This window comes from Tenacibaculum sp. IMCC1, from assembly GCF_054906355.1.
This window is the reverse complement of record NZ_CM142818.1, coordinates 2240665-2252654: the sequence shown is the minus strand read 5'-3', so window position 1 is coordinate 2252654 and position 11990 is coordinate 2240665. Positions and strand designations below refer to the sequence as shown.

The window sequence follows — 11990 nt, the reverse complement described above, 5'->3', positions numbered from 1 at the left end:
AATCAATTACGTACCATTCTAATATGCGGAATACCATCTTCTAAATAACCATCACCTATTTGTTTAAATCCATGAGATTCGTAGAATTTTTGCAAATAGGTTTGTGCAGAAATCGTTATGGTAGTTTCATTGTAGTTATCAACAATAGCTTTTATGGATGCTTTAATCAAATCGTGTCCGTAACCATATTTACGTTCCGTTTCTTTAACTACTACCCTACCAATACTTGGTGTATCAAAATATTCACCACTATTAAATAATCGTGTATAAGCTACTATTTTACCTTCTTTAACTCCTATAACATGTAAAGCTTTTTGATCTTTACCATCAATATCTTGATAGACACAATCTTGTTCAACAACAAAAACTTCAGAACGTAATTGCAAAAGCTCATACAGTTCTGAAGTTGTTAATTCTTGAAATCTTTTTACTATAAAATTCATTAACAGCAAGCTATTTTATTTACTCTATTCGCGTGACGACCTCCTTCAAATTCGGTAGATAAAAAAATCTTTACAAAACCTAAAGCTTGTTGTAACGATACAAAACGAGCTGGAATTGTTAAAATGTTAGCATCATTGTGCTGACGTGTTAATTCAACCAATTCGTTATTCCAACATAAAGCAGCACGAATTCCTTGGTGCTTATTAGCAGTCATTTGCGCTCCATTACCACTTCCACATAAAATAATTCCCATTTCTGCTTGTCCTGTCTCCACAGCTTCAGCAGTTGGGTGAATGGTATCTGGGTAATCCATACTATCTGTTTCATTTGTACCAAAATTGATTACTTTATGCCCTAATTCTTCTAAAAGTTTAACTATTTCAAATTTGTATTCGGTGCCTGCGTGATCATTTCCTACAGCGATTGTCATAATTTGTTGATTTTAATTCAGTTGTGAATTACAAAAATACAGTTATTCACGGTTATCAACAGTAATTAACAATGCTTTTTTTAGCATTCTTAATAACCTATTTAAAATTAAGAAGTTAAGCTATATTATCAAATTGTTAAGAAGTAATAGTATATTCTGAAAAGAAAATTTGATTTTCTAGATATTTTTTACAATACAAGAACAAGAATTAATTATGCAACTTTTTTTTTGAGATTTTAATGAACATTTATCAACATTAAATTAACCCTTTTTTTACATTGAAAAGAAAATTAACTATTCAAAATTTTCAGTGAATTGCTGTTTATAACTTTTGTTAATAACTCTATTTTATAGTTGATTTTTAAAGTTTTATTTAACTAATAACTTGTTTATTTATTTTAATAAGTCACTTCACCAAAAATAAAATCCACTTTTTATGCTACATATTAACACACTATAATAACAATCATTTCTTTTTTTAAATTTTTAAAATCTCTTTTATTAATAATATAATATGTTAATAACAGTTTTTTTGAAGTTTGAGTTTTACAAATTCTTCTACTAATCATTTACTGATTTAAAAAAACTAGTGTAACCTTTTTGTCTTCTTTTAGGGCAAATTGCAAAAAATAAGGCGTAAATACTACGTTTGTTGAAAAGTGATAATAAGTGAGTGAAAAAGGCTTATACGGCTTTCTTAGAAGCTTTGATAAGGTAAATAGTATCTTTAGTTACTACTTCTGAAGGAGTTTTTTTGTTTAAAGTTGTATTTATACTCACTACTGTTACGATAATTCCTGTAATGAATATGAAAATAAACAGTGCTATTATTTTGCGTAAGTTTTTCATTTTTAACGACTTTCTTACTATAAAGACGTATGAATTTAAGAAACGTTACAATTTTATTAAGTTTTTTTTAACTTTTTAAGGAATAACTATTTGAATAGCACTTTTTAGAATACTAACTTTAACTTGTCCTCTACCTATTAACTCACCATCTGCTTGAATATAAGGAAGTTCATCATTGTTTTTAGGAGTTATTAACAATGAGTTAGCCAAATGCGTTTCTACTTTTTTATGCTGAAGAATTTTTCCGTTGTATAATTTTTTAATTGAAAATAGTAAGTCCCAAAAGGACAGGTTTTTAGCTATTGTTATATCAAATAAACCATTATTAGAACCTTTATAATCAGTTAATTGCATACCTCCTGCTGAATATTTACAAATACCAAACAAAGTCATTAAACACTTTGTTTCAACAGATTTATTGTTAATAGTTATGTTAAAAGTAGTTCTTTTGTAGAGTAATAAACCCGCTATCCCACTCAATAAGTAGGCTATAGATCCAAATCTCTTTAATTTATTCAACTTGTTAACAACATATCCGTCATAACCAATACCAGCTACATTATTAAAATAGGAAGAAGTATCAGGTAATTCTAAGTAACCGATGTCTTGAAAAATAGTTTTTCCGTGTTTTATAAAACTAACGGTAGCTTTTATATTCTTAGGTATATTGTATGTTTTAATCCAGTCATTACCAGTACCTAATGGAATAACAGAAATAGTTATTTCTTCAGGTTTTATAGTATTTTGAGTCATAATTCCGTTAATAACATGATGTAAAGTACCATCACCCCCAACAGAAATTATTTTCTTATAACCTTTGTTAATAGCTTGTTGAACAATTAATTTTTCATGATTTGAATATTCAGTTTTTGCATATTCATAGGTTATATTATTAAATTTTAATTCCTGTTGAATATCTGACCAATATTTATTGAACTTACCATTACCAGCTACAGGATTAACAATAACAAACCAAGAATTATTCATACCATCACTTTAAATAAAGACTGGAAAAGTACGAAATCAATTTATAACAGTTATTTAAATTACTAGCATTAATTTTATTCGTACTTTGGTTGAAAATTAAATAAGACGAAAGATTAATGACTAGAAAGAAAAAAATCTACAAAAAAAAGGGTAAAGTTATCAAAGATCTTACCCGTAACATTTTCAAAATACTTAACGAAGACAGTAATAAATATTACAATTACAAACAGATTGCTTCTAAATTGAAAGTTTCTGATACTGATGGTAAAAATCAGATTATAAAAAAATTAGCAGAATTAACAGCTAATAAGAAAATTAAAGAAGTTGATAGAGGTAAATATCAAATAAATGAAGACCGTAAATACCATGTTGGTACTTTAGATGCTACCTCTAATGGCAATGCTTATTTTATTTGTGATGATTTTGAACACGATATTTTTGTGCCTTCAGTAAACTTAGGTAAAGGTTTACATAATGATACTGTAAAAGCCTATGTGTATAAAAAGCGTAGAAGTAATAAACTTGAAGCCGATGTTGTAGAAATTATTGAGAGAGCAAAAACTGAATTTGTTGGTGTATTACAAATGAATAAAAATTTCGGATTTGTTATACCAGATAGCACTAAAATGTATGCAGACATTTTTATTTCTCAAAGTAAACTTAATGGCGCAAAAGATGGTGATAAGGTTGTTGCTACAATGACTGATTGGCCAGAGAATTCTAAAAATCCGTTTGGAAAAATTACTCAAGTTTTAGGAAGACCAGGAGATCACGATACAGAAATCCATTCTATTTTATTAGAATATGGTTTACCTTATGAATTTCCTACTGAAGTAGAGAAAGAAGCATCTGAATTACCTATTGAAATTACTAAGGATGAAATAGCTAAGCGTAGAGATATGCGAGGAGATTTAACATTTACCATAGATCCTAAAGATGCTAAAGATTTTGACGATGCTTTATCATTTACAAAACTTGAAAATGGAAATTATGAAATAGGTATTCATATTGCTGATGTTTCTCATTATTTACAACCAAAAACTGTTTTAGATGATGAAGCTTATGATCGTGCTACATCAGTATATTTAGTTGATAGAGTGGTACCAATGCTACCTGAAATGTTAAGTAACGGAGTTTGTTCTTTACGACCAAATGAAGAAAAATTAACTTTTTCAGCAGTATTTGAAATGAATGAGAAAGCACAAGTTATTAACCAATGGTTTGGAAGAACTGTTACTTATTCTGATAAACGCTTTGCTTATGAAGAAGCACAAGCAATCATTGAGAATAAAAATAATATAATTCCTGCTGATGTTTCTTTAACTGGAGAAGTATATGAAGTTGATGAAACTATTGTTGAAGCTACATTAAAACTTGATGAACTAGCTAAAAAAATGCGTAAAAAGCGTATGAAATCAGGAGCTATTTCTTTTGATAGAGTTGAAGTTAAATTTCATTTAGATGAAAATGCTAACCCTACAGGAGTTTTCTTCAAAGAAGCTAAAGACGCTAATAAACTGATTGAAGAATTTATGTTATTAGCAAACAAAAAAGTAGCTGAATTTATAGGGCTTTCTGCAGGGAGACCAAGTAAGAAAACTTTTGTTTACCGTGTACACGATGAACCAGATGTAGAAAAACTAGCATCGTTACAAAATATTGTTAGTAAATTTGGATATAAAATCAATACAGAAACACGCCAAAAAACATCGGATAGTTTAAATAAATTATTATCAGACGTTCATGGCAAGGGAGAAGCCAACATGGTAGAAACCTTAGCCATTCGTTCAATGAGTAAAGCTGAATATACTACACAAAATATAGGTCACTATGGTTTAGCTTTTGATTATTACAGCCATTTTACTTCACCAATACGTCGTTATCCTGATGTGATGACACATCGTTTATTACAACACTATTTAGATGGCGGAAACTCACCTAAAGCCGAAATTTATGAAGAAAAGTGTAAACATTCTTCTAAAATGGAAGAATTAGCTTCAAAAGCTGAAAGAGATTCCATTAAATATATGCAGGTTAAATACATGCAAGATCATAAAGATCAAGAATTTGAGGGAGTAATTTCAGGTGTTACAGAATGGGGAATTTATGTTGAAATAAAATCCAATAAATGCGAAGGTATGGTACGTATTAAAGACATTAAGGATGATTATTATATCTTTGACGAAAAACAATATGCTGTGGTTGGACAGTCAACTAAAAACATTATTCAATTAGGGGATGAAGTTGTTGTAAAAGTAAAACATACCGATTTAGAACGTAAACATTTAGATTTTAACTTAATATCACATTAAAAATTATATATAAAAAACTATGAAAATTTGGATTACTACTGAAGAAGAAAAAAATAATATTTATCTAATTGCTAATAAGAAATCCCTGTGGATAACAGAACAACCTGTTGAAGTTGATGTTAGTAATCTAATTTCAGAACAGAAGTTAACAAATACTACTATTATAAGATTTGAAGAAATAAAAGAAATTTTATTAAATGATACAGATCAGATTATAACAATTAGTTTAAAGGATGATAAGGAAAATGAAATTGAAATAATAATTAATTCAGCTACTTATTCTGAAATTAAAACATATTTATTAAATAATTTAAAAGGTATAGTAGTAAAAAATTATTCACTTTTCAAACAAATTAAATCTTATATATTTGGTTTATTATTATTTGGAGTTGTTACCTGGATCCTACATAACACTGCTCTAAGTTTACAAAATGGTGAAACATTAAACACAAGTGGCAGAAGAGGTTTAATAAAAAAAATTTTTGTAGGAGTAGCAGACTTTTTGGGACCAACTGGAGTATTAATAATTGGAGGAATTTTTATACTTATTTTTATAGTAGGCCTTGTTAATACAATTAAGAAACCTAAAGTAGGAGAAATTATAAAATTTAAGAATAATACAGAATTAATATTCAGTTAAAAACAATATTTTTAAGTATTTACCTTTATAGTATTGGTATAATTATTGGTTATACTCAATTAACTAATGGAATTTATTATGAAGAAGTTAGCAATATTAAGTTTGTTCTTGATGACCGTTTTAGCATCAGCTCAAACAACCATAACTAAGAATTTAGGAGACTTTTCAATAGTAAAAGTGTACAATGGCATAGATTTAAAACTAGTAAAATCTGATGAATCTAAAATAATAGTTACTGGCGAAAAAACAGACAAAGTTAAAATTAAGTTGGATGGAACGACCTTAAAAGTATTATTAAGGTTCCCAGAAACTACTGCCGATGGTAAAGTTAAAGCAACGTTATATTACAATAAAACTTTATCAATTATTGATGCAAATGAAGGAGCAACGATTACAGGTAAAGACATTAACCAACAAAAAGTCGAAATTAGAGCTCAAGAAGGAGCTTTTATCAACCTTGTGGTCAATGTTAAGCATTTGAATGTAAAAAGTTCTTCAGGAGCGGTTATTAGGCTTTCTGGAGTAACAAAGAATCAAAATGTAAATGCTGATCTAGGAGGAATGTATCACGGTTACAAATTATCGGTAGAAGAAATGACAGCTGTAAAAGCAGGATCTGGTTCTAAGGTTGAAGTACAAGCTGGAGAAACCTTAGATGCTAAAGTATCGTTTGGAGGCTCTATTTTTTATAAAGGAAAACCAGAAGTATTTAGAGACAAAAAAGTAATTGGCGGAGTAATAGAACACCGAAGTTAATTTTGTATCTTTGTAGCGCAAAATTTAATAAAAATGAATTTACTTACTATATTTTTAGGAATTATTGGACCATGGCAAATAGCTATAGTCGTTGCATTAGTATTATTATTATTCGGAGGAAAAAAAATTCCTGAATTAATGAGAGGTTTAGGTACTGGTATTAAAGAATTCAAAGATGCCACTAAAGATGAAGAGAATACTGATAAAGTAGAAGAAAAGAAATAAGATCATTATCTTATTAACAATAAAAAGAAAACCGAAACATTTAATGTTTCGGTTTTTTATTTAATTAAAGTTTTACCGCTGTTCCAGAAGCAGTAACCATTAACATGCCTCCATTGGCGCCAACGGTTTCATAATCTAAGTCGATTCCTATAACTGCATCAGCTCCCAATCTTAGAGCTCTCTCTTCCATCTCTTTCAAAGCTATTTCTTTAGCTTCTCTTAGAACTTTTTCATAAGAACCAGACCTACCTCCTACTATATCTCTAATACCGGCAAAGAAGTCCTTAAAAATGTTTGCACCTATAATTGTTTCACCAGTAACAATACCTAGATATTCTTTAGCTGGTTTATTTTCTATTGAAGGTGTAGTTGATAGTATCATAATTATTCTTTGTCTTTATTTTCTTGTGCTTTCTTCATTGCCTCACCTATTTGATTACTTGCTGTAAAGCTAGCTACCATATCATTTAACATATTACTACCTGCTTGTGGTGAATTTGGTAGTAAAATTAAGTTACTGTTAGTTTCTTCACCAATTGATTGTAAAGTATCGTAGTGTTGTGTAACAACAATTAAAGCTGATGCTTCTTGACTGTTAATTCCTACTTTATTTAAAACTTCAACAGATTCTTCTAAACCACGAGCAATTTCTCTACGTTGATCAGCTATACCTTGTCCTTGTAAACGTTTGCTTTCAGCTTCTGCTTTAGCTTTTTCAACAATTAATATACGTTGTGCGTCTCCTTCAAATTGAGCTGCTATTTTTTCACGTTCAGAAGCATTAATACGGTTCATTGCTGCTTTTACTTGTGCATCCGGATCAATATCAGTTACTAAAGTTTTTATAATGTCATAACCATAATCAGCCATGGCATCGTTTAATTCAGTTTTTACAGCGATTGCAATATCATCTTTTTTAACAAATACATCATCTAACTTCATTTTAGGTACTTCTGCACGCACCACATCAAATACATAAGATGTAATTTGATCGTGTGGATAATCTAGCTTATAAAAAGCATCGTACACCTTATCACGAATTACTTTGTATTGTACAGAAACTTTTAACTTAACAAATACATCGTCTAAGGTTTTTGTTTCCACAATTACATCTAGCTGTTGAATTTTTAAACTTAACTTACCAGCAATTCTATCCACAATAGGAATTTTTAATTGTAAACCAGAATGACGAATGCTTTGAAAGCGACCAAAACGCTCAATAATAGCTGCTGTTTGTTGCTTAACAATAAAGAATAATGATAAAAATACTAGAATCCCGATAACAATAACCGGATACATATAAATTGACATAGTTTTTAATTTTTAAATGTTAGTAATTTTTTTGATAAAGATACTATATTAATAGTAGATAATTATTAGACGAATTTTATTTGAATTGTTACAATTCTTATTTAAAATTTATATTTGTAAAAAATCAATTATATGGAACTTATACAACAAAGCATAACAGAAATCTTACTTTTACTTTTTTTAATCGTTACTTTTTTACAATCGGGAATAGATAAGGTAACAGACTGGAAAGGAAATTTATCTTTTATCAGAGGGCACTTTAAAGATTCTCCCTTAAAAAATTCGGTACCTCTTTTACTTGCTATAATTTTAGTAATGGAATTATTAGCTGGTGCATTAATGTTTGTTGGAATTTTTCATTTATCAACAACAGGTAACCACAATATAGCTTTAATTGGTGCTGAGTTATCAGCAGTAACTTTAATCTTTTTATTAATTGGTCAGCGATTAGCAAAAGACTATGCAGGAGCTATGACATTAGCTGTTTACTTTATAATTGCAATTTTAGCTGTTTATTTATTAAATAGATAAAAATTATATATACTTATATTTGATATAATTTTTTATTATTTAAAAACCTCTTAAAAAGTGCTTTTTAAGAGGTTTTTAAATTTTAATAAGGTATTTGTATATCTTAGTTTTAAAAGTAGTTAAAAACAATGTTAAATTAAGTTTTACTTGTTTTTTAAGACGTAAATCAAAGATGAATACTCACCAGAACGATTTGCTTTAAAATTTGATTTCAATCCAGTTAAAAAAGCACGAATTGGTCTTGATTTTTTTGTTTTATATTTTTCAGATAATAAAGAAACATAAAAAGAATCAAATTTCATTGGAAGTGTTTTTTCTACTTTCATTTCAACTAATGAAAATATTTTTGATATTGATATTCTTGAAAAATGCCACAAGTGTCTTGGAACATCATAAGCTGCCCAAAATTCTTTGTAGTGTTTTGCATCAAAGCTTTTATGATTAGGAACAGCAATAATTAAAACACCATTTGTTTTTAAAAGTGATTTTAATTGTTGTATGTATTCTGTTAAATTAGGAATATGTTCTAAGACATGCCAAAGAGTAATAACATCAAATTGTTTGCCTTCTATTTTTGAAAGATCTTTTAAAAGATTTATGTTTTTATTTTTAGCAAAATTTCTTGCTTTTTCAGAAGGTTCAACACCAGCAATTTTCCAACCACCATTTTCACATACTTTTAAAAAATCACCAGTACCAGCACCAACATCTAAAATTAATTTATCTTCTGTGTTAAAAGAGTTAATTAATTTTAGTTTCTTTTTTAAAGTATAGTTTTTTACAAACTGATATGTTTTATCAAAAAGAGATGTTTTACTATCTGTATGTGAAATATAATCTTCACTAGCATAATATTTATCTAAATTATTAGGTACAGGTGAAGTTACTAATATATCGTATTCTTCATTTTTCATTACCTCATAACTTTCTTTAGATACTGTATGATCGATACAATTTAAAAAAGGTTTTAAGTCTTTATATAACTTTTTTTCTGTAATCAAATTAATATGTTGTGTTGAGTGTTCCTTGTGGAACATTAGTTTTAATCGAACAATTATACATAAAAAAATAAAACGTTCCACATGGAACGTTTTATTTTTATCTACCCATATATACAAGTAATACAGAAATGTCACTTGGTGATACTCCACTTATTCTACTTGCTTGTGATATTGAAGTAGGTTGTATTTTAGATAACTTTTCTCTAGCTTCATATGATAAAGATTTCACTTTACTATAATCAAAAGTAGCGGGAATAGGCACGTTTTCTAATCTATTTAATTTGTCTGCATTATTCTTTTCTTTTTCGATATAACCAGAGTATTTTAAGTGGATTTCAACTTGCTCTATAATTTCATTATCAATTTCGTTTTCCTGAATATAATTTTCAAGCTTATCAATAGATCTAAAATCAGAAAACGTTAATTGAGGTCTCGCAGCAATTTTATACAATTTCATAGATTGATTAATAGTTGCTAAATTTTTCTCTTCTAGAATAGGGTTGATATCCTCTTTTGTTACACTTAATCCTTTAATATAATCGATTAAGTTTTGAGTCTTGTTTTTCTTCTCTTCTACTCTATCCATTCTTTCTTGAGAAGCTAATCCTAATTTATAAGATTTTTCTGTTAAGCGTAAATCTGCATTATCTTGTCGTAAAAGAGTTCTATATTCAGCACGAGAAGTAAACATACGATAAGGTTCCTCTGTCCCTTTTGTGATTAAATCATCAATTAAAACACCTATATAGGCTTCGCTTCTTTTTAGAATAAAAGGCCCTTTATTTTGAGTTTTTAACGCTGCATTTACACCTGCCATTAAACCTTGAGCAGCTGCTTCTTCATAACCTGTTGTACCATTAATTTGACCAGCAAAAAATAAGTTCTCAATTAACTTAGTTTCTAAGTTGTGTTTTAATTGTGTTGGTGGAAAATAATCGTACTCAATTGCATAACCGTATCTAAAGAATTTTACGTTTTCAAATCCAGGAATAGAACGGATAGCTTTGTCTTGAATGTCTTCAGGAAGTGATGTTGAGAATCCATTTACATAAATCTCAACAGTGTTCCACCCTTCTGGTTCAACAAAAATTTGATGACGTTCTTTCTCTGCAAAACGATTGATTTTGTCTTCTACAGATGGACAATAACGTGGTCCTGTAGATTTAATTCTACCATTAAACATTGGTGAGCGTTCAAAACCCTCACGAAGTAAATCGTGTACTTCAGGATTGGTGTAAGTAAGATAACAAGAACGTTGTTTTGTTAATGTTTTTGTTATTGGTAAATAAGAGAATTTTTCTGGAGCATCGTCACCAGGTTGTTCGGTCATTTTAGAGTAATCTAAAGAGCGTCCGTCTACACGAGGAGGAGTTCCTGTTTTCATTCTTCCAGCTTCAAAACCTTTAGCTACTAAATCTTCAGTAATACCAGTTGAAGCTCCTTCTCCTGCTCTACCACCACCAAACGTTTTTTCACCAATATGAATCAATCCGTTTAAAAAAGTGCCTGCTGTAACAATTACTGTTTTAGCTTTTATTTCTAAACCTAAGGCAGTTTTAACACCAATAATTGTATCGCCATCAAATAATAATCCATTAACAGAATCTTGATAAAAATCTAAGTTTTCTGTTTGCTCTAACATGGTTCTCCAGCACTCTGCAAATTGCATTCTGTCTGATTGAGCTCTTGGGCTCCACATAGCTGGCCCTTTAGATTTATTTAGCATTTTAAATTGAATCGCTGTCTTGTCAGTTACAATAGCGCTATAACCTCCTAATGCATCAATTTCACGAACTATTTGCCCTTTTGCAATTCCACCCATAGCAGGATTACAACTCATTTGAGCAATGTTTTGTAAGTTCATTGTAATTAACAAAGTGTGTGCTCCCATGTTTGCACTTGCTGCTGCAGCTTCGCTACCAGCATGTCCACCTCCTACTACAATTACATCGTATGTTGTATTAAATAAACTCATTTTTTATAATCAGTTCCACGTGGAACTCTTTTATTTTTTATCTAAAATTTCTAAACATTCATTTTCTTTAGAGCGCATAATTTGCTTCTCCTCATCCGTCTTATCTTTGTATTTCATGTAATGTAAAATACCATGAATTATTACGCGGTGTAATTCATTTTCAAAAGAAGTATTAAACTCCTTTGCATTCTCTTCTACTCTTTCTACTGAAATAAAAATATCACCTCCAACTAACTTACCTAACGTGTAATCAAAACTAATAATATCAGTTAATGTATCGTGTTGTAAAAACTCTATATTTATTTTATGTAAATAAGCGTCATCACAAAAAATATAGTTGATTTCTCCCAATTCAAAACCTTCTTTTTCGATACATTCTTGTATCCATTTAGAAGTATTTTCTTCATTGTTTAATTGAAACTTGGTTTCGTAATTAAATGCGATCATTTTTTTATATCAAATACTATTGTTATTATTTAAAAACATAATTAAAAAGCAATAGTATTTTTTATAATCTAAAGGCTTTTTA

The 11990-nt window shown here is 29.1% G+C and carries 14 protein-coding genes; 5 read left to right on the top strand and 9 right to left on the bottom strand.

Going from position 1 to position 11990, the window contains the following annotated elements; all coding sequences use genetic code 11:
• Positions 1 to 2: 2 nt before the first annotated feature.
• From ACXIHB_RS10520 to ACXIHB_RS10505, 4 genes are all read right to left on the bottom strand, one after another.
• Positions 3 to 443: a GNAT family N-acetyltransferase gene (locus tag ACXIHB_RS10520; protein WP_462098212.1), complete on the bottom strand. Its 441-nt coding sequence runs from the start codon at positions 441 to 443 to the stop codon at positions 3 to 5.
• Positions 443 to 874 carry a ribose 5-phosphate isomerase B gene (rpiB, locus tag ACXIHB_RS10515; RefSeq protein WP_462098211.1) on the bottom strand — a complete coding sequence of 144 codons (432 nt, stop codon included), beginning with the start codon at positions 872 to 874 and terminating at the stop codon, positions 443 to 445. Before rpiB ends, ACXIHB_RS10520 begins: the two co-directional genes overlap by 1 nt.
• A gap of 684 nt (positions 875 to 1558) precedes the next feature.
• Positions 1559 to 1723: a hypothetical protein gene (locus ACXIHB_RS10510; protein ID WP_164505163.1), complete on the bottom strand. Its 165-nt coding sequence runs from the start codon at positions 1721 to 1723 to the stop codon at positions 1559 to 1561.
• A gap of 75 nt (positions 1724 to 1798) precedes the next feature.
• Positions 1799 to 2710: a diacylglycerol/lipid kinase family protein gene (locus ACXIHB_RS10505; protein ID WP_462098210.1), complete on the bottom strand. Its 912-nt coding sequence runs from the start codon at positions 2708 to 2710 to the stop codon at positions 1799 to 1801.
• A 116-nt stretch (positions 2711 to 2826) separates the two neighbouring features.
• Here ACXIHB_RS10505 and rnr point away from each other — a divergent pair, with 116 nt between their 5' ends.
• The 4 genes from rnr (at position 2827) to ACXIHB_RS10485 (ending at position 6643) form a co-directional block, all read left to right on the top strand.
• Entirely contained in the window at positions 2827 to 5022 is a 2196-nt protein-coding gene (gene rnr / locus ACXIHB_RS10500; RefSeq protein ID WP_462098209.1) for a ribonuclease R, read from the top strand.
• A 19-nt stretch (positions 5023 to 5041) separates the two neighbouring features.
• Positions 5042 to 5662 (top strand): hypothetical protein, encoded by a 621-nt coding sequence (locus ACXIHB_RS10495; RefSeq protein ID WP_159488701.1) that lies wholly within the window; start codon positions 5042 to 5044, stop codon positions 5660 to 5662.
• Positions 5663 to 5740: 78 nt separating this feature from the next.
• The gene (locus ACXIHB_RS10490; protein WP_239178306.1) at positions 5741 to 6418 is read left to right on the top strand and encodes a head GIN domain-containing protein; all 678 of its coding nucleotides are present in this window, start codon (positions 5741 to 5743) and stop codon (positions 6416 to 6418) included.
• Between the two features lie 33 nt (positions 6419 to 6451).
• Positions 6452 to 6643 carry a Sec-independent protein translocase subunit TatA/TatB gene (locus ACXIHB_RS10485; protein WP_047788056.1) on the top strand — a complete coding sequence of 64 codons (192 nt, stop codon included), beginning with the start codon at positions 6452 to 6454 and terminating at the stop codon, positions 6641 to 6643.
• A gap of 64 nt (positions 6644 to 6707) precedes the next feature.
• On the opposite strand, the gene ACXIHB_RS10480 is transcribed toward ACXIHB_RS10485, so the two are convergent.
• Both ACXIHB_RS10480 and ACXIHB_RS10475 read right to left on the bottom strand, forming a co-directional pair.
• Complete coding sequence (locus tag ACXIHB_RS10480; RefSeq protein WP_167712597.1) at positions 6708 to 7025, bottom strand: heavy metal-binding domain-containing protein; 318 nt, start codon at positions 7023 to 7025, stop codon at positions 6708 to 6710.
• Between the two features lie 2 nt (positions 7026 to 7027).
• Positions 7028 to 7954: an SPFH domain-containing protein gene (locus tag ACXIHB_RS10475; protein WP_047788054.1), complete on the bottom strand. Its 927-nt coding sequence runs from the start codon at positions 7952 to 7954 to the stop codon at positions 7028 to 7030.
• Positions 7955 to 8086: 132 nt separating this feature from the next.
• On the opposite strand from ACXIHB_RS10475, the gene ACXIHB_RS10470 reads away from it, so the two are divergent.
• Entirely contained in the window at positions 8087 to 8485 is a 399-nt protein-coding gene (locus ACXIHB_RS10470) for a DoxX family protein (protein WP_167712598.1), read from the top strand.
• A 143-nt stretch (positions 8486 to 8628) separates the two neighbouring features.
• On the opposite strand, the gene ACXIHB_RS10465 is transcribed toward ACXIHB_RS10470, so the two are convergent.
• The 3 genes from ACXIHB_RS10465 to ybeY all read right to left on the bottom strand — a co-directional run bounded on the left by ACXIHB_RS10465 (position 8629) and on the right by ybeY (position 11908).
• Positions 8629 to 9522 carry a class I SAM-dependent methyltransferase gene (locus ACXIHB_RS10465; protein WP_462098208.1) on the bottom strand — a complete coding sequence of 298 codons (894 nt, stop codon included), beginning with the start codon at positions 9520 to 9522 and terminating at the stop codon, positions 8629 to 8631.
• Between the two features lie 61 nt (positions 9523 to 9583).
• Positions 9584 to 11461: a tRNA uridine-5-carboxymethylaminomethyl(34) synthesis enzyme MnmG gene (gene mnmG, locus ACXIHB_RS10460; RefSeq protein WP_462098207.1), complete on the bottom strand. Its 1878-nt coding sequence runs from the start codon at positions 11459 to 11461 to the stop codon at positions 9584 to 9586.
• Positions 11462 to 11491: 30 nt separating this feature from the next.
• Positions 11492 to 11908: an rRNA maturation RNase YbeY gene (ybeY, locus tag ACXIHB_RS10455; RefSeq protein WP_253679261.1), complete on the bottom strand. Its 417-nt coding sequence runs from the start codon at positions 11906 to 11908 to the stop codon at positions 11492 to 11494.
• Positions 11909 to 11990: the final 82 nt, after the last annotated feature.

Coding starts and splice junctions, on each gene's coding strand:
- ACXIHB_RS10520 (WP_462098212.1), bottom strand. CDS start 443: ATGAATTTTATAGTAAAAAGATTTCAAGAATTAACAACTTCAGAACTG.
- rpiB (WP_462098211.1), bottom strand. CDS start 874: ATGACAATCGCTGTAGGAAATGATCACGCAGGCACCGAATACAAATTT.
- ACXIHB_RS10510 (WP_164505163.1), bottom strand. CDS start 1,723: ATGAAAAACTTACGCAAAATAATAGCACTGTTTATTTTCATATTCATT.
- ACXIHB_RS10505 (WP_462098210.1), bottom strand. CDS start 2,710: ATGAATAATTCTTGGTTTGTTATTGTTAATCCTGTAGCTGGTAATGGT.
- rnr (WP_462098209.1), top strand. CDS start 2,827: ATGACTAGAAAGAAAAAAATCTACAAAAAAAAGGGTAAAGTTATCAAA.
- ACXIHB_RS10495 (WP_159488701.1), top strand. CDS start 5,042: ATGAAAATTTGGATTACTACTGAAGAAGAAAAAAATAATATTTATCTA.
- ACXIHB_RS10490 (WP_239178306.1), top strand. CDS start 5,741: ATGAAGAAGTTAGCAATATTAAGTTTGTTCTTGATGACCGTTTTAGCA.
- ACXIHB_RS10485 (WP_047788056.1), top strand. CDS start 6,452: ATGAATTTACTTACTATATTTTTAGGAATTATTGGACCATGGCAAATA.
- ACXIHB_RS10480 (WP_167712597.1), bottom strand. CDS start 7,025: ATGATACTATCAACTACACCTTCAATAGAAAATAAACCAGCTAAAGAA.
- ACXIHB_RS10475 (WP_047788054.1), bottom strand. CDS start 7,954: ATGTCAATTTATATGTATCCGGTTATTGTTATCGGGATTCTAGTATTT.
- ACXIHB_RS10470 (WP_167712598.1), top strand. CDS start 8,087: ATGGAACTTATACAACAAAGCATAACAGAAATCTTACTTTTACTTTTT.
- ACXIHB_RS10465 (WP_462098208.1), bottom strand. CDS start 9,522: ATGTTCCACAAGGAACACTCAACACAACATATTAATTTGATTACAGAA.
- mnmG (WP_462098207.1), bottom strand. CDS start 11,461: ATGAGTTTATTTAATACAACATACGATGTAATTGTAGTAGGAGGTGGA.
- ybeY (WP_253679261.1), bottom strand. CDS start 11,908: ATGATCGCATTTAATTACGAAACCAAGTTTCAATTAAACAATGAAGAA.